Annotated in this window: 19 protein-coding genes; 15 read left to right on the forward strand and 4 right to left on the reverse strand. The window is 42.6% G+C overall.

Features of this window, described 5'->3' with window-relative positions:
- Nucleotides 1-12: 12 nt before the first annotated feature.
- From aspA to EV579_RS10450, 5 genes are all read left to right on the forward strand, one after another.
- Nucleotides 13-1,434, forward strand: a complete 1,422-nt coding sequence (gene aspA / locus EV579_RS10430) for an aspartate ammonia-lyase (RefSeq protein WP_024423908.1) — start codon at nucleotides 13-15, stop codon at nucleotides 1,432-1,434.
- Between the two features lie 143 nt (nucleotides 1,435-1,577).
- On the forward strand, nucleotides 1,578-2,984 hold the full coding sequence (nhaC, locus tag EV579_RS10435) for a Na+/H+ antiporter NhaC (RefSeq protein WP_034281362.1): 1,407 nt from the start codon (nucleotides 1,578-1,580) through the stop codon (nucleotides 2,982-2,984).
- A 295-nt stretch (nucleotides 2,985-3,279) separates the two neighbouring features.
- On the forward strand, nucleotides 3,280-3,705 hold the full coding sequence (locus EV579_RS10440; protein WP_024423906.1) for a YwqH-like family protein: 426 nt from the start codon (nucleotides 3,280-3,282) through the stop codon (nucleotides 3,703-3,705).
- A gap of 37 nt (nucleotides 3,706-3,742) precedes the next feature.
- A complete protein-coding gene (locus EV579_RS10445) occupies nucleotides 3,743-4,006 on the forward strand; it encodes a YwqI/YxiC family protein (protein WP_024423905.1) in 264 nt (87 codons plus the stop codon).
- 287 nt (nucleotides 4,007-4,293) lie between these two features.
- On the forward strand, nucleotides 4,294-4,719 hold the full coding sequence (locus tag EV579_RS10450) for a YwqH-like family protein (protein WP_024423904.1): 426 nt from the start codon (nucleotides 4,294-4,296) through the stop codon (nucleotides 4,717-4,719).
- Nucleotides 4,720-4,766: 47 nt separating this feature from the next.
- On the opposite strand, the gene EV579_RS10455 is transcribed toward EV579_RS10450, so the two are convergent.
- Complete coding sequence (locus EV579_RS10455; RefSeq protein WP_073207961.1) at nucleotides 4,767-4,976, reverse strand: hypothetical protein; 210 nt, start codon at nucleotides 4,974-4,976, stop codon at nucleotides 4,767-4,769.
- 136 nt (nucleotides 4,977-5,112) lie between these two features.
- On the opposite strand from EV579_RS10455, the gene EV579_RS10460 reads away from it, so the two are divergent.
- The 7 genes from EV579_RS10460 to EV579_RS10490 all read left to right on the forward strand — a co-directional run bounded on the left by EV579_RS10460 (nucleotide 5,113) and on the right by EV579_RS10490 (nucleotide 12,218).
- A complete protein-coding gene (locus tag EV579_RS10460) occupies nucleotides 5,113-7,071 on the forward strand; it encodes a BglG family transcription antiterminator (RefSeq protein WP_133744382.1) in 1,959 nt (652 codons plus the stop codon).
- Nucleotides 7,072-7,160: 89 nt separating this feature from the next.
- Nucleotides 7,161-8,471, forward strand: coding sequence for a PTS sugar transporter subunit IIC (locus EV579_RS10465; protein ID WP_024423901.1), 1,311 nt, complete (start codon nucleotides 7,161-7,163; stop codon nucleotides 8,469-8,471).
- Nucleotides 8,472-8,502: 31 nt separating this feature from the next.
- Complete coding sequence (locus EV579_RS10470) at nucleotides 8,503-9,936, forward strand: glycoside hydrolase family 1 protein (RefSeq protein WP_133744383.1); 1,434 nt, start codon at nucleotides 8,503-8,505, stop codon at nucleotides 9,934-9,936.
- A gap of 12 nt (nucleotides 9,937-9,948) precedes the next feature.
- Nucleotides 9,949-10,272 (forward strand): PTS sugar transporter subunit IIB, encoded by a 324-nt coding sequence (locus tag EV579_RS10475; RefSeq protein WP_133744384.1) that lies wholly within the window; start codon nucleotides 9,949-9,951, stop codon nucleotides 10,270-10,272.
- 19 nt (nucleotides 10,273-10,291) lie between these two features.
- On the forward strand, nucleotides 10,292-10,621 hold the full coding sequence (locus EV579_RS10480; protein ID WP_024423898.1) for a PTS sugar transporter subunit IIA: 330 nt from the start codon (nucleotides 10,292-10,294) through the stop codon (nucleotides 10,619-10,621).
- Between the two features lie 65 nt (nucleotides 10,622-10,686).
- A complete protein-coding gene (locus tag EV579_RS10485) occupies nucleotides 10,687-11,535 on the forward strand; it encodes a polysaccharide deacetylase family protein (RefSeq protein WP_133744385.1) in 849 nt (282 codons plus the stop codon).
- Between the two features lie 314 nt (nucleotides 11,536-11,849).
- Complete coding sequence (locus EV579_RS10490) at nucleotides 11,850-12,218, forward strand: VOC family protein (protein WP_133744386.1); 369 nt, start codon at nucleotides 11,850-11,852, stop codon at nucleotides 12,216-12,218.
- A gap of 44 nt (nucleotides 12,219-12,262) precedes the next feature.
- Here the strand turns inward: EV579_RS10490 and ribD are convergent, their stop codons facing one another.
- The 3 genes from ribD to EV579_RS10505 are packed head-to-tail and all read right to left on the reverse strand — an operon-like array spanning nucleotide 12,263 to nucleotide 14,973.
- Nucleotides 12,263-13,354 carry a bifunctional diaminohydroxyphosphoribosylaminopyrimidine deaminase/5-amino-6-(5-phosphoribosylamino)uracil reductase RibD gene (gene ribD, locus EV579_RS10495; RefSeq protein ID WP_133744387.1) on the reverse strand — a complete coding sequence of 364 codons (1,092 nt, stop codon included), beginning with the start codon at nucleotides 13,352-13,354 and terminating at the stop codon, nucleotides 12,263-12,265.
- The gene (locus EV579_RS10500) at nucleotides 13,341-14,102 is read right to left on the reverse strand and encodes a GTP cyclohydrolase II (protein WP_024427515.1); all 762 of its coding nucleotides are present in this window, start codon (nucleotides 14,100-14,102) and stop codon (nucleotides 13,341-13,343) included. The genes ribD and EV579_RS10500 overlap by 14 nt, the downstream gene beginning before the upstream one ends.
- A gap of 16 nt (nucleotides 14,103-14,118) precedes the next feature.
- Complete coding sequence (locus EV579_RS10505; RefSeq protein WP_133744388.1) at nucleotides 14,119-14,973, reverse strand: VOC family protein; 855 nt, start codon at nucleotides 14,971-14,973, stop codon at nucleotides 14,119-14,121.
- A gap of 177 nt (nucleotides 14,974-15,150) precedes the next feature.
- Here EV579_RS10505 and EV579_RS10510 point away from each other — a divergent pair, with 177 nt between their 5' ends.
- The 3 genes from EV579_RS10510 (at nucleotide 15,151) to isdC (ending at nucleotide 16,985) form a co-directional block, all read left to right on the forward strand.
- The gene (locus EV579_RS10510) at nucleotides 15,151-15,483 is read left to right on the forward strand and encodes a winged helix-turn-helix transcriptional regulator (RefSeq protein ID WP_025093788.1); all 333 of its coding nucleotides are present in this window, start codon (nucleotides 15,151-15,153) and stop codon (nucleotides 15,481-15,483) included.
- Nucleotides 15,484-15,852: 369 nt separating this feature from the next.
- A complete protein-coding gene (locus EV579_RS10515) occupies nucleotides 15,853-16,311 on the forward strand; it encodes an NEAT domain-containing protein (RefSeq protein WP_044334343.1) in 459 nt (152 codons plus the stop codon).
- 20 nt (nucleotides 16,312-16,331) lie between these two features.
- Nucleotides 16,332-16,985, forward strand: a complete 654-nt coding sequence (isdC, locus tag EV579_RS10520; RefSeq protein WP_034624143.1) for a heme uptake protein IsdC — start codon at nucleotides 16,332-16,334, stop codon at nucleotides 16,983-16,985.
- The last annotated feature ends 9 nt before the right edge of the window (nucleotides 16,986-16,994 follow it).

Genomic DNA, 16,994 nt, shown 5'->3' on the forward strand with positions numbered 1-16,994 from the left:
AGGTCATAAGAGATGGTTCAAGCAACTTATCGCTATGAGAAGGATTTTCTTGGTGAAAAAGAAATTCCAGCAGACGTGTATTATGGGGTTCAAACCCTTCGTGCAAAAGAGAATTTCCCGATTACAGGATATCGGATGCACGAGGAACTAATCAGAGCCTTTGCCATCGTGAAAAAAGCAGCAGCTCAAGCCAATATGGAAGTTGGACGTTTATATGAGGGAATTGGAAATGCCATCGTTCAAGCGTCTGATGAAGTCATTGAAGGCAAGCTGCACGAGTACTTTATTGTCGATCCAATTCAAGGCGGCGCAGGAACGTCCATGAATATGAATGCCAATGAAGTGATTGGAAACAGAGCACTAGAAATCATGGGACATCAAAAGGGAGAATACATTCATTTAAGCCCAAACACACATGTGAACATGTCGCAATCAACGAATGATTCATTCCCAACGGCAATCCACATTGCTGTGCTCAAGCAGTTAGACATTCTGCTTGAAACGATGCAAGTCATGCAGGACGTCTTTCAAAAGAAAGCGAAAGAATTCGATCATGTGATCAAAATGGGACGTACGCACCTTCAGGATGCTGTTCCAATCCGTTTGGGACAGGAATTTGAAGCTTACAGCCGTGTGCTGAGCCGTGATATTAAGCGGATCAACCAATCAAAACAGCATTTATATGAAGTCAATATGGGTGCAACAGCTGTTGGGACAGGCTTAAACGCAGATCCTCGTTATATTGAGATCGTGGTGAAGAAGCTCGCTGATATATCTGGTCTTCCTCTTGTAGGCGCAGAGCATCTCGTGGATGCAACGCAAAATACAGATGCTTACACAGAAGTATCCGCCGCTTTAAAAGTATGTATGATGAACATGTCTAAGATTGCCAATGACCTTCGCTTAATGGCATCTGGTCCGCGCGCAGGTCTTGCTGAAATCGCATTGCCGGCCCGTCAGCCTGGATCATCCATCATGCCTGGGAAAGTCAATCCAGTCATGGCAGAGCTCATTAACCAAATCGCATTCCAAGTCATTGGGAACGACCACACGATCTGTCTTGCTTCTGAAGCAGGTCAGCTTGAGTTAAATGTGATGGAGCCTGTTCTGGTCTTTAACTTGCTTCAATCTATTAGTATAATGAATAACGGATTCCGCTCATTCACAGATCATTGCTTAGCGGACATTGAAGCAAATGAAATACGTTTGAAAGAATATGTAGAAAAAAGTGCAGGCGTGATCACTGCCGTGAACCCTCACTTAGGCTATGAAGCAGCCGCTAGAATTGCAAGAGAAGCCATTTTAACAGGACAATCGATCAGAGATCTTTGCTTGCAGTACGATGTTTTAACGGAAGAAGAACTTGATATTATCTTAAATCCATTTGAGATGACAAAGCCTGGCATTGCGGGTGCAGAGCTCCTAGAGCGATAATAATATCAAAAATTTTATTTTATTAATATGTGGAATTGCCTGTGAAAAAGAGAAAAACAGGCAATTCACTTTCTTTCGAATTGACACACTTTTTTCACAATATTTTGAAAACGCTTAACGCACGCACAAAGGGAGGAAACACAATGAAATCACCACGTCTACCATCTATTTTAGAAGTCGTAGCTGTACTTGGCTTGTTTTTAGCGATTGTTTTATCATTTACTCTTTACTTCAAATTAGATATTCAGTTAGCATTGTTTATCTCATGGTTTATGGTTATTGCTTTAGGTATTCGATTGGGGCATTCATACAAAGATCTTCAAAACGCCATTACAAAAGGGATATCGAATGGTTTAGAGGCTGTTTTGATTTTAATTGCTGTAGGTGCACTTGTTGGAACATGGATTGCCGGCGGAGTGGTACCCACATTAATTTATTATGGACTGGAATTTATTCATCCTAATATTTTCTTACTAGCTACACTGATTATCTGTTCCATTATGTCTGTTGCTACAGGAACATCATGGGGGACAGTTGGAACCGCAGGTATTGCCATGATTGCGATTGGTGAAGGTTTGGGAATTCCATTACCTATCGTGGCTGGTGCTGTTTTATCTGGAGCTTATTTTGGCGATAAGTTATCCCCTTTATCTGATAGTACTGTGCTTGCTTCTTCACTTTCAAAAGTGGACGTGCTCGCACATGTTAGAGCAATGATGGTCTTATCCATACCTGCATTTGTCATAACTGCTATTATGTTTACAATTACTGGGTTTATGTATGGCGGAAAAAATATTGATCAAGGAAAAGTAGAATTTTTGAAACAAGCACTGCAAGATACATTCACGATTAATATTTGGATGATCATTCCGGCGCTTATTGTTGTGCTATTACTTGTCTTGAAAAAGCCTTCAATGCCTGTTATTGCGATTGGTGCGCTTCTTGGCGCAGTTTGGGCAATGGCATTCCAAGGAATGAATCCAGCCGATGCACTTGGTACAGCTTATAATGGTTTCTCTATTAATTCAGATGTAGAATTCTTAAATACATTGTTAAACCGCGGTGGTATCGTTAATATGTTAGGGTCTCTAGTGGTGATTATCCTGGGACTTGGTTTCGGTGGAGTACTAGAATATTTAGGCGTATTAAAAGTCATCGTCGCGACATTTGAGAAAAAATTACATAATGCAGGGAATGTAACGCTGTCTACACTCGTTGTTGCGTTCTTCGCCAATATCTTTGGCTGTGCGATGTATGTATCGTTAATCCTTACACCAAAAATTATGGAAAAGAGCTACGATAAATTAAAGTTAGACAGACGAGTTTTATCCAGAAACTCTGAGGTCGGTGGTACGCTTACGTCTGGTATGGTTCCATGGTCAGATAACGGAATTTACATGGCAGGAATTCTTGGCGTATCGACATTCTCTTATTTACCATTTATGTGGTTGAGCTTTGTCGCCATTGGTCTTGCGATTATTTACGGATATACAGGTAAATTCATTTGGTACGTGAAAGATCAACAAGAAAGAGAAGAATCGGCCTCATAAGCCGTTTGCAAAAGCCGCTCCTTTACGGGGCGGCTTTGTTTGTCCTAGGACCGAAAGACTATATGTGACAAATAGCAAATGGACAGGAACTTAGACCTCCTATAAAAGAGTTCGAAAGGGGTAGTGCGAAGCAGAATGAAAGCATATTTATCCCATAAAAAGGGCACAAATCCCTATTCAAACATGAGTCTTTGAACCTTATAATAACAATATTGGAAAAAGTGCTATTCACCTTACGCTCGTTTAGAGAGACTCTAAGCAGCGTTTTTATTTTTTGACAGGAGGAGGAACCCATATGAGCTTATCGGATATGCTGTCTGCCCTTAACGGTGGCATTTCAAATAAAAAAGCAGAAATTGAAGAGAAAATCGCTCGACTCAAAAAGGCGAAAAGCAAGGTTGAACGTGAACAAGATGCGGCAGAAACAGATTTAAAGCAAATCAAGCAGCCAAAGCTTGGGACCTCTTGGAAAGGTGAGCGAAGCCAAGATTTCAAAACAGACCGAAATGAAGCACATGATGCGCTGCAAACGATCGTGAACGATCAATACCCACGCTACGTGAGCCGTATCGAATTCAAAATCAGTACATTAGAAGCAGAACAAGCTGCGTTATCCTTTGCCAGTTCCTTAGCTGGAGACGCCGCACGTCTTGCTGAAAAAGGAGAAGACGCAGTAGAGGACGCAAAACGCTTGATCTCAAAAGCATGGAGCAGCTTGTAAACGAGTTTCATGCTGAACAAATCTGGAGGATATCACAATGGGACAAATTAAGTTAAACTACCAAACAGTTATGGATAAACTAGATGAAGTCTCCCAAGCCGTCGAAGCTTTAGCGATGAAAAAAGCAGCAGATAAAGCGGGTGAAAACAGCCTTGAATTTGTAACCAAGTGGACGGCACGTGAAGCAGAAGTGAGCGAAATGGTCTCAAGCTTTAAAGAAGCCTTAATTAAAAATGTTCAGGATACACGTTCTAACGTGAAAACATTAAAAGAACAAGACGAAGCGATTGCTGCAAAATAATCAGCACAATCGCTTTTATTTATGGGTACCATTGACATAATGTGAGTGTGGTATTAAAGTCTCATATTAAATTCAGGGTGTAAGACCTTGTATTATTCCGTTTTTCTTCCAAACGCGTCGCTAAAAGGACACCTTTTCCCTATTTAAGCCTGAGGCTTTTCGCCTTATACTATACTTAATGAAAGCAGAACGATAGAAATGTCAGGATTGGAAAAATCAAGTGAGTCGATGGTTTCCAAAGGCGCTCACGCCGTGCTTTCGTATGAGGTCAGATAGAGGTGGATGACATGAGTTTATCCGAGATGCTGCACCATCTGCATATGGGAATTGAGAACAAACGTGCAGAATTTGACGAAATGATCTCTCGGTTAAAGACAGCCAAAAGTAATATTCGAACAGAACAAGATCTTGCCCAGTCAGATATCAAAGAAATTAAGAAGCCTGCACTAGATTCGTCATGGAAAGGCGAGAGAGGAACCGACTTTCATCGCCACCGGAAAGATGCTTACAGCGTGATGCACGACGTCGTCAACAATGAATATGAAAAATATATAACAGAGATTGATCAAAAAATCTTACACTTTGAATTGAAAAAAATGGAGCTGGCTGTTGCCAGTAATTTTGCAGGAAGAGCTCAGGACGTGATGGAAAAGGGCGAGGATTTTGCAAAGGATGTTAAACATTTGATTGAACGGGGCTGGAAAGCTCTTTAAAACCATAAACGAAACAGCCGTCTCTTAAAAGGCGGCTGTTTTTTTGTTTAGTCACATCCACCACCGCCGCTGTCACCTGAATCACTCCCACAGGAGGCATCAGAAGCGTGATGGGTATACGAATCAGTATAAGTGCTTGTCGTTGAGCTATGATGTGCAGAACGCTTAGCAGATGCACGTTTATCCTTTGATGTGAACTGGTTGGCAATGATGGCTCCTAAAAAAACGAATATGATAACAAACATAAAAGTACCCATAATGCATCCCTCCTCTAGTTTCATATTCATACGAATGAGCCATATCTAGGTTCCCGATTTGAAAGAAATACTGGGCAAAGAGTTCTATTTTCGTTTATGATGATAGGCAAAAGAAAATGCCAAGGGAGGAGAGCCCATGCTATCTCTACGTCAGGAGGAGCTTCTGAAACGATTGATGCAAGCGGAGCAGGAACTGACAAGTGAAGAAATTGCCCGTGTAATCGGAGTCACATCACGAACCATCCGCACAGATATGAAAGCGCTTAAAATGATCTTAGAAGAACATGGTGCCGTACTGCATATTAAACGCGGGGCAGGGTATACATTGAGCGTTGAAGATTATGGAGCATTTCGTACATTTTTGAAAACGTCACTGAGAGAAAGGAATGAGAAAAAGGAACCGTCCATTCCCAATCAGCCTGAGGACCGTGTGGCTTATCTATTAAAAAGGCTGCTTCTGTCAGAAGACTATATCAAATTAGAGGGATTGGCAGAGGAATTATTTGTGAGTGAATCTACAGTGAAAAATGATTTGAAAGCTGTCAGGCACTTGTTTTCATTGCATGGACTTTCTATATCGCACCGGCCTAAATATGGCCTTCGTCTGACAGGTGATGAAATGAAATTAAGATATTGTATGGCAGAGCATGTGTTTCAGCAGGAGCATGCGAATGCTGCACTGTTACCTGAAGAAACGTATCAATTGATTCAGGACATCGTGCGTTCACGTACAAAAGCTACCGGACTTCATCTATCAGAAATCGGTTTAAGTAATTTAGTGACCCACATTGCCATCGCCTGCAAACGAATTGAAGAAAAAAAGCTGGTCAAGATGCCAGAAGCGGAATTGAAAGAAATTCAAGTGCAGCCAGTTTTTCAGGTAGCTCAACAAATGGCAGAAGATATTCGCCGCGTATTAGCGATTGATTTTCCGTTATCTGAAATGGCGTACATTGCGATTCACTTAATGGGAGCAAAGATGATGGCATATGGAGAGGCTGGCCATACGCTATTTCATCTGCTGGACGAAGACCATTCTCGTTTCACTCACCAATTGCTTGCTTATGTAGAGGAGCACATGTCACTTGATATTCAGTTTGATAAGGAGCTGATCGTTGGATTAAGTCTTCATTTACGTTCTGCCATTCATCGCTTTAGATACAATATGAACATCCGAAATCCTTATTTACCAGACATTAAAAGGCATTATCCCATTGCGTTTGAGGCGGGTGTTTATATGGGCAGATGGCTGAAGGAAAAAGAGGGTGTTGAGATTCCTGAGGATGAAATCGGATATTTGGCACTTCATATTGGGGCTGCAATCGAGCGGACAAAATCACAGCATGTAAAGAAGACATGTCTTATTGTGTGTGCGACGGGTGTCGCCAGCAGCCAGCTTCTTCTTCATAAACTCACGGCAGCTTTTAACGGAAGGCTGGAGATCGCTGGAACTGCAAGTGTCGGGGAACTTCCTTCGTATGATTTAAGAAGCATTGATTTTATTATTAGTACCATTCCGCTTCAAAACACATTGCCGGTGCCAGTCATTGATGTACATACGATTCTAACTGACGATGATATTGTGCGGCTGAAACGATTTGTGCAGAATTCACAGGATACAGGAGTTTTGCGGTATGTGAGTCCGGCGCTGACATTTTTTCAGCAAGATCTCCAATCAAGGGAAGAGGTTCTTCAATTTTTTGTGAACGTGCTAAAGGAGCAGCATCGAATCCCAGAAGAGTTCGAACAATTATTGTTAGAAAGAGAGCAAGTATCACCCACATCTTTCGGTCATTTGATTGCGATTCCTCATCCAATTAAACCGGCAACAGATGACACGTTTTGTGCGATCTGTACGTTGAAAAAGCCGGTGCTGTGGGGAGAAGATCGAGTACAAGTCGTATGCTTGTTAAGCATCCAGAAGACGTATCAAAAAGAATTACAGTCGCTTTATCAATTTCTTGTGCGGCTGACAGAACGGAAGGAAGTGGTGGAACAGCTCATCAAAGCCGCTTCATTTGAAGAACTGACAGCTGCGCTTCAAGTATTGGAGTATCCAAATGAAAAAACGCGGCACCCATTTCCGCATCTGTGAGGAAAAAGATTAGATGTTAATGAAAGCGCTTTTAAAATAACATCAAAAAGGAGGATGATCACGAGTTTTTGCAAAGGGGGAGACGGATCATGAGCTTCAAGGAGAAAGCGGCAGATGTTATGGGGCATGTGGCTTATCGCATCACCAACCAGAAATATATTATGGCGATTAAACAGGCATTTGTCACACTGATGCCGATCATCATTACAGGAGCTTTTGCTGTACTGGTGGCGAATATGATCATGAGCCCGGAGACAGGGCTTGCTCATTTTGAGATATTCAGGTTTTTAGCAGAGCTTCAGCCTATTATGAAGGCAATCAATTATGCCACGCTGAACTTTTTAACCATTGGGGCTGTGTTCCTCATTGGGATTGAGCTTGGGAAAATCAACGGTCACAAGTCTCTGTTCCCAGGATTGATGGCATTGATTTCATTTATATCTGTTATTCCAACGACACTTCTTCTTGAAGTCGATGGATCGATGCGTGAGGTTGTTGACGTGTTGGCAAGACAATTTTCTGATCCAAAAAGCTTATTTTTAGGGATGATCATTGCGATCGTATCTGTGGAGATTTTTTGTAAGCTGACCGAGGTGAAATGGCTCCAAATCAAGATGCCGGATTCGGTTCCGTCGAATGTGGCAACATCTTTTTCGTCACTTTTCCCATCCATCATTACAATTACAATCATTAGTTCATTCGGCTTTGCATTTCATCGTGTGACAGGCATTTATTTGCATGAAGCAGTGTATAACGTGGTGCAGCGTCCGTTAGAAAGTGTTGTACAGGGGTTGCCTGGGATTTTAACGTTGATGTTTGTGGCGCAATTCTTCTGGGTGATCGGCATCCATGGCAACCAGATGATTAAGCCGATCCGGGAGCCGCTCTTATTAGGATCGATTGCAGTGAATATGACAGCATTTCAAGAGGGAAAAGAGATACCGAATATCATCACGATGCCGTTTTGGGATGTGTATATGAGCATCGGTGGTTCAGGTGTGACCATTGGTCTTTTGGTTGCGATTTTTATTGCTGGGAGAAGGGAAGAGATGCGAAGTATTGCCAAGCTCTCATCAGGACCCGGACTGTTCAACATCAATGAACCCGTTATTTTTGGATTACCTGTCATGCTAAACCCTGTGATGGCGATTCCATTTATCGTCACACCGCTTGTGACAGGTACGATTGGTTATATTGCGACGGCTACAGGATTCGCTGGAAAAGCGGTCGTGATGGTGCCATGGACGACACCGCCGCTTGTGAATGCATGGCTGTCCACCGCTGGCAGTATGGGCGCTGTCATTACACAGCTTATCTGTATTGTGGTGGCTGTTTTCATCTATTTACCGTTTGTACTCTTGTCTAACCGCAAGCCAGAAGCGGCACCAGATTCAGAATAAACATTCAGACGAAGAAAAGGGAGGCGGCGACATGAACAGAATTGAGATTCCAAGTGATTTTATCCTAGGTGCTGCGGCTTCTGCTTGGCAGACCGAGGGATGGAAGGGAAAGCGGGCGCATCAGGACTCGTACATCGACTTATGGTATAAGGAAGGATATCATGTGTGGCACGAAGGCTATGGTCCTGCTGGTGCGACAAACTTTTACGAGCGCTACCCTGAAGATGTAGCCTTAATGAAAGAGATTGGGCTGACACATTACAGGACATCGATCAACTGGTCGAGGTTTCTCATAGATTACGAGAATGGGATAGTGGATGAGGCATATGCTCGTTACATTGATGATCTGATCAATGAATTAATCGCAGCAGGTGTAGAACCAATGTTTTGCTTAGAGCACTATGAACTTCCTGCCGTTTTGTTTGAGAAGTACGGCGGATGGTCATCAAAGCATGTTGTCGAGCTGTTTGTACTTTATGCAGAAAAGGTGTTTGAGCGCTACGGAGACCGGGTCAAGCATTGGTTTAGTTTTAATGAACCGATTGTTGTTCAGACACGTGTTTATCTAGATGCGATCCGATATCCGTTTGAGCAAAATACGAAGAAATGGATGCAGTGGAACTATCATAAAGCTCTGGCAACAGCAAAAGTGGTGAAGCTGTTTCAGGAGATGGGGTTGAAGGAATCGGCAGGAGCCAAAATCGGCGTGATTCTCAATCCAGAAGTGACGTATGCAAGATCGTCTGCCCCGCATGACCAAGAAGCGGCACGTATGTATGACTTGTTTTTTAATCGAGTGTTCTTAGATCCTTCCATCAAAGGGGAGTATCCAGAGGAACTGATCGATGTGTTGAAAAAGCATGATATTCTTTTCGATTCCACAGAGGAAGAGCTTCAGATCATCAAGAATCATACGGTGGATGTCGTTGGGCTTAACTTGTACTATCCGCATCGTGTCAAGGCACCGAGTAAGGCTTGGAACGAAGGAACACCTTTTCATCCATCCTATTATTACGATATGTTTGAGCTTCCAGGGAGAAAAATGAATCCTTTCAGAGGCTGGGAAATCTACCCGAAGATTGTCTATGATATGGGGATGAGAATAAAAGAAGAATACGGAAATATTGAGTGGTTTGTGGCAGAAAATGGCATGGGTGTCGAAAAGGAAGAACGGTTTAAAACAGAAGACGGTATCATTGATGATCAGTATCGCATTTCATTTATCAGCCAGCATTTGAAGCGGGCACTTCAAGCGAAAGCAGAAGGATCAAATTGCACAGGCTATATGCTTTGGGCATTTACAGACAATGTCTCACCGATGAATGCCTTTAAAAACCGCTACGGATTAGTCGAAATCCAGCTGGAGAATGAACGAAATCGTCAGCTGAAAGCATCTGCGTATTGGTACCAGACATTAATCAAAACAAGGGAACTGCAGGTTGAAACAGAAGTCATTTATCAATAGGAGTGATGGGATATGAAACGAATCATTCTCGCTTGTGCAGCAGGAATGTCAACGTCCATTGTGGTGTCCAAAATGAAGGCTGCCGCAGAAGCTAAAGGGCTGGATTACTATATTTATGCTATACCTGAAGGAGCCATTGCGGATGAACTAGAAGAGCATGGAGAGGATGTACTGGCGATTTTACTTGGACCGCAAGTTAGTTTTATGAAAAAAGCAGCAGAAAAAACAGCGGCACCTTATCGAATCCCTGTCGATGTCGTCAATGTGAGATTATACGGAACAGCAAACGGAGAAAAAATTCTAGAGCATGCACTGAAACTAGCAAATGAATCTTAAGTAATTGGAGGAGAAGCAGATGACGGTATTAGAGGAAATGCAGGGAGCAGCCTTTCAAATCATTGCCCATGCAGGCGAGGCAAGAAGTCATTATGTAGAAGCGATTCGTCTAGCAAGAGCTGATGATTTTGAAAAAGCGCAGCAGTTGATCGAAAAAGGGGAGGAAGCGTTTCGAAGCATCCACAACCTGCATCTGTCGCTGATTCAAAAAGAGGCGGCAGGTGAACAGCTTCCGTTTTCTTTACTGCTGATACATGCAGAAGATCAAATGCTCACAACAGAGACCATCCATCTGCTCGCCATCGAAATGATCGAAATGTGTAAAAAAATGAATACCCTGTCAAAATAGTTGTCAATGAATAACCAATTTCTGTTATAATCATTCGGTAGATAAAGAGAAAGCAGGATTGGTGAATGAAAAAAACATGTATGCTGATGACGATTGGTCTTATACTGCTGCTCATTTCGGGCTGTATGGGAATAAAGGAGCAGGCGGAAGGAAGCCAGCAAGTCGTCAAAGAGGAAAAGGGTTTATTACAAACAAAAGAGATACAGCAGAAAAAAGAAACGGCAGTGATAGAGACAAAAACCTGGATGAAGCAAAAGGAGCCGGTCGAGCTTCCGATTTTGATGTATCATAGTATCTCAAGCGGCAACTCGTTACGTGTGCCTAAGAGCGAATTTGCATCTCATATGAAATGGCTGAAGGACAATGACTATGTCACGCTGTCGCCAGAAGAGGCGTACCGCGTTTTCACAACAAATTCGATGCCAAGTAAGAAGAGTGTCCTCATTACATTTGATGATGGATATACGGATAACTATACAAAGGCATTTCCAATTTTAAAGCAGTATGGAATGAAAGCAACGATTTTCATGATTGAGCAATCCATTGGCCGTCCAAATCACTTAACGGATGAGCAAATGGATGAGATGATGGCACATGGGATATCGATTGAGAGTCATACGATTCATCATTTAGAGCTCAACCGATTATCAAAGCAGCAGCAGGAAGAGGAATTAAAAGGATCAAAGGCATTCTTCGATCAGCGATTTTCTCAGCGTACGAGAATGGTCAGCTATCCTGTCGGGCGCTATAATGAAGAGACGTTGAAGCTGGCGAAGGAAGCTGGATATCAAATGGCTGTCACCACTGAACCAGGACATGCGAAGAAGGAACAAGGCATGATGTCCTTGCACCGCGTCCGCATTTCACCGGGACTTTCACCAGAAAGCTTTGGCAGGCTGGTCGAAGGGAAGTAACGATCAATGTTTCACATGAAACATTTTACGACAAGTTTCGCCAAAATGAATCACCGCCCATACACCTTGACATGATATGTCTTGGTTTCAACTGTTATTATAAGAGAGACTTAGATGGACAGAACTTTCATGACCAGGGGAGTTCTGTTTTTTAAAATTGTCATTCAAACCCTACATCGTAAGAAACACCTCAATGAAAGACTCAAAGTATCAAGCCCGCCAATGAAGTAACAATCAAATATTGCTCAGCATCGCAAAAACTTAAGAAACCCTACATAGAAAAACCAATTGAGAAAAGAAAGGGAGAGGGGAATATGTCAAACTTTTTTGGAATCGACCATGTTCAACTAGCTGCTCCAAAAGGCAGTGAAGAGAAAGCTCGTTTGTTTTTTGGCGAAATTTTAGGGATGAAAGAAATACCTAAGCCTAGTAATCTAGCTAAACGCGGAGGTGTCTGGTTCCAATGCGGTCATCATCAGCTTCACATTGGCATTCAGGAACATTTTCAAGCTGCAAAGAAAGCTCATCCAGCTTTTCTTGTAAAGAGCCTATCGGAATTAAAAGAGGTATTATTGAAGCATCATATTCGTATAAGTGAAGATGAGCCATTGGAGGGAGCCAATCGGTTTTATGTAGAAGATCCTTTTGGGAATCGAATTGAGTTTTTAGAGAGAAGAGACTAGAAGACAACAAGAAGGCTGTCGAGATTTTCTCGACAGCCTTCTTGTTATTGATAAACGGGATAGCCCGTCATTTTGATATCTTTTCCAAGTGGTTCCACGGTGAGTTGATCCAGTTCAATGGCATCACTCATGAGGCGTATGCCTTCGCCTCCGAAAAAGGAAGGGGAAAGTCGTCCGCCAATGAGCTTAGGCGCCATATAGATGACCAATTTATCTACAAGCTGCTGTTCTAAGAACGAGGCGTTAATCTGGCCGCCGCCTTCAATCATGAGAGAGGAGATATTTTTTTCTCCCAGCACTTGAAGCACTTCCTGCAGGGGCACCCGCGTGTCGCTGTCAGTCATGAAGACACGGACGCCAGCTGCTTCTAAGGCCGCTCGTTTTTCCTCATCGGCTTGCTTTGTTGTAAAAATCCATGTAGGTGCCATCTGATCGGTGACGATCTTTGCTGTCAGTGGTGTTGACAGCTTTGAGTCTAAGACAATTCGAATCGGATTGTTTCCATTTGGAATCCGCGCAGTTAATGAAGGGTCATCGTGAATGACGGTTTGAGCACCGACCAAAATGGCATCATTGATACTGCGGATATGGTGAGCATCATAACGGGATGTCTCAGATGTAATCCACTTGCTGTCAGACGTGGCAGAGGCGATTTTTCCATCTAAGGTAATGCCTGCTTTGAGCGTCACGAAAGGTGTTTTTTTCGTAATAAAGTGGTTAAACACTTCATTCATCAGAATGGATTCCTGTTCAAGTACGCCCGTGATGACTTGGATACCCGCGTCTTGTAAAATGGCAATCCCGCGGCCAGCGACAAGCGGGTTTGGATCAAGTGCCGCCACGACAACGGTTTCGACGCCGGCTTTTACAAGTGCTTTCGCACAAGGGCCTGTACGTCCATGATGGGAGCAAGGCTCAAGGGTCACATAAATCGTGGCTCCTTTTGCCTTGTCCCCGGCCATGTTAAGTGCATGAATTTCAGCATGCGGTTCACCGGCTTTCATATGAGCGCCGACTCCTACAATTTCATTCTCTCGCACAATCACAGCCCCGACGAGCGGATTCGGAGATGTCTGACCTTTCATTGCCCGTGCATTATCAAGGGCTAGCTTCATATATCGCTCATGATGTGGCAATCGTACGCACCTCTTGCTCCGCCTTCATGTGACCTGAGCGGTTGATTTTAGTCTGCAAGTATTTTTCGTTAAATTCAGAGACATCTCCCCAAAGCGGAATGCGTCCAGAAAGTGATAAACCTGCATGGCTGATCGCATCTGTCTTTTTCGGGTTATTGGTAATGAGTCTGACCGGCTTTGTACGAAGTGTTTGAAGAACGGCAATGGCTTCTTCGTATTGACGTGTGTCATCTTCAAAACCAAGTGCTTCGTTCGCTTCTACTGTATCGTAGCCGTTTTCTTGAAGAATATAAGCCATGGCTTTACTGAAAAGACCAATGCCGCGGCCTTCATGATTGGCTAAGTAAAACAGGGCTCCCGCTCCATTGTCCTCAATCATTCGCATAGACTGCTTCAATTGGAATCCGCAGTCGCAGCGCTTGCTTCCGAAAATATCGCCAGTGTGGCAAATGGAATGCATGCGGATAAGAGCTTCGTCAGCGTGCTCAAAATCCCCATATACAAGAACGCTTGACTGCTGATGATCAGCAAGCTGGCGGGACGAGAGGCTTTCAATTAAAGCTTCATCCGACAATGGCTCTTTTCCATCATCTTTTAACCATGAATACCAGTTAAACATGACGGTTCTGCCGTCTAAATTCACTGGCAGTTTAATGGGTCCAGTGATATATATATACCCGTCTTCTTGCTGTACTCGTTTGATTTTATCTTTTAATATGGCTGTTTTAAGCTCTGTGTGTTTGTCCATATTCTGCACCTTCTTTTTAGTCTGTTTCTTCAATCTGTAAACGAACGAGAACGCCAAATGGATCAACAAATTCGCTGCTTTTTCCTGTCGTGTTGACTTGAGTGCCTGCTTTTGTCAGGCGTTCGATGACGGATTGTCTGTCTGCTTCTTCTGGGAAAACCAGTGTATAGCTTCTAATTCCTGAGAAACGTGGATCAATGGCGCCTTTTCGTCCTCGTCCCCATGCATTAAAGGCAAGGTGGTGGTGGTACACACCAGCGGCGATAAATAGGCTTGCTGGTGGAGCCATTCGGATATGAAAACCGAGCGTATGGACATAAAAGGAATCTGCTTCTTCTGGGTTGAGATGGAAATGCAAGTGTCCCATCACTGTGCCCGCAGGGAGTCCTTCCCATGTGGTATCAGCGGCTTCCTGCAGGAGTCCATCTCCATCAAGCGGTGCATTTCCGCCACCTTTCAGTTCTCCATGCTCACCTACCCAAATGTTCTGAGGACGGTCAGCATAAATTTCTACGCCAATGCCGTCAGGATCACTTAAATAAATGGCTTCACTGAAAAAGTGATCGCTTGCTCCAATTAAAGGATAGCCTTTTTTGATCACATGTGCCAGCCATGTGCCCAGGTTTTTTCTGGTAGGTAATAAAACAGCAAAATGATAAAGCCCTGGCTCATGATCAGGCTTTTCTTTGAGCTGTGCATCTTCTTTTAACAAAAGAATCGGTTCCTTTGCATTGCTGCCAAGTGTCACCGTGGAATCGGTCTTTTCTAATATAGTAAATCCTAAAATGTCTGTATAAAAAGATAAAGAACGATCAAAGCTGGACACATGTAATTCTGTCACACCCAACCTTAGCTGCTCAATTGTCTTCAAGCTCGGTCATCTCCTTCATGATATATGCATCGGCATGTTCAAATGTTTTTGAAAATCTATAAAAAATGAATACCTTGTTACTTTTAGTAACTAAACTATATAATAGTTAGTGACTTATTTCAAGTAATTAATTATGTTATAATGAAAAAAAGAGAAAAAATCAGGAGGGAGTAAGATATGGCTCAAGTAGATGGCTGCCCAATTACAGATGCCATGGAGATTCTAGGCAAGAAGTGGGTCATTCTCATCATCAATCAGCTTCTGACAGGGCCTAAGCGTTTTTGTCAGCTTGAAAATGAAATGAACATCAGCGGAAGATTACTATCAGAAAGGCTGAAGGATTTAGAAGCTGAGGGACTTGTTGAGAAAAAAGTATATCCCGACATTCCAGTGCGGATTGAATACGAATTAACGGTGCAAGGGAAGAAAATTGAACCGATTATTCGTGAAATGTATGCTTGGTCTTTAGAGCGTAAAAACAGCAAAATGGAGGAACATGTTCCTTCTTAATCCATTTCGATCAGTGTGTCTGATCGAAATTTTTTTGTGTGATTTTCCAGAAAACTAAGACAATAGTATGAAAAATGATATTGACAATTATTTCACCCATTATATAATATCAAGGAGAAGAGGGTTCTTTTCCCTGTAATGGAATGGAGGTTATGCCATGGTATTATGAATGGGACAGATTGCCTAAAACTCTTATCAATCCATCATTTAGAAGCAGACATCTTTGACTTTAGGAAGCAAAGATTTATTTTTTCAACTCAATTGATAATGATTATCATAATCATCTATAAGTGTGTTCCAGCACTTATGAAGGTTATTTTTTTTATTGTCTATTGAGAATAATTATCAATATCATTTAGGAGGGCTCACATGAAAGTCATTCGTTCAACATCACCCGTATTATTATTCCTTAGTTTTGTTTTATTATTTGCTCTAGCTCCTGTTAGCTCAGCCTCAGCAGCTGGCTTAGCAGATGGTCAATATTCAGCGCAATATGTGGTTTGGAAGGCTGATAGCGATTCGACTTCAACAGCGAATACGTATTTTGAAAAACCAGCCAAGCTTGTCGTCAAGGATGGAAAAATCAAAGCACAAGTCACGTTAACGAATAGCTCTTGGATCACAAGCTTTAAGACGCTCGATCAAGGTGTTTACAAAGATGCGAAGGTGATTAGTACAAATACAGCTGCGAATAAGAGGACAGTAGAATTCAATGTGAACAGCCTGACTGAGGTCGTACCAGCAAAAGTGAGTGTGACTGTACCGGCTATCGGATATACAGGCAATTACGACATTCGTCTCAAGTTTGATGCGGCATCTGTTCAATAGAAAGGGAGGAAATTCGCTTGATGAAAATAAGAATGAGGCTGTCAGTCTTCATGGCGGTTTTTTTACTGGCACTTATGCTGCCTTTTTCAAACGCACAGGCTGCCGCATTAAAGGATGGTACATACTCCGTCAATTATACAGTGCTGAAAGCTGAAGGAAATGCGGTCTCAATGGCAAATGATTACTGGCTGAAACCAGCAAAAGTGATAGTGAAAAATGGGAACCTGACAGTGCAAATGACGATTAAAAATAGCAGCTGGGTAACGGAATTTAAAGTACCAGGAAATGGCGGCTATGTCGATACAACCGTTCTCTCAACAAATAAAAAAGCCAATACAAGGCTCGTTCAGTTCCAGGCTCAAAGCTTGTCTAAACCAATCACGTCAAAAATTCATGTCACTGTGAAATCTGCTGATTATGATCATGATTACACCATTCAGCTGAAATTTGATGAAAGCAGCATCAAGTCACTTTCGTCTAACAGTGCAAATCAATCAGCGGGTGCAGCAGAAAGTCAGCATCCATCAAAAGAATCAACGAACAAAGCTGATTCATCCACAACGAAACAAGAAGAAAATCCTCAAACTGGTGATACAAGCCAAACAGGGTGGCTCCTTGTGCTTGTCTTATGTTCAGGCGGGTTTTTAGCAAGAAAGTGGATCATCAAGCATTAACGGAAGGAA

The sequence above is a fragment of the Bacillus sp. BK450 genome, assembly GCF_004364885.1.
Classification (GTDB): Bacteria; Bacillota; Bacilli; order Bacillales; family Bacillaceae; genus Bacillus; species Bacillus safensis.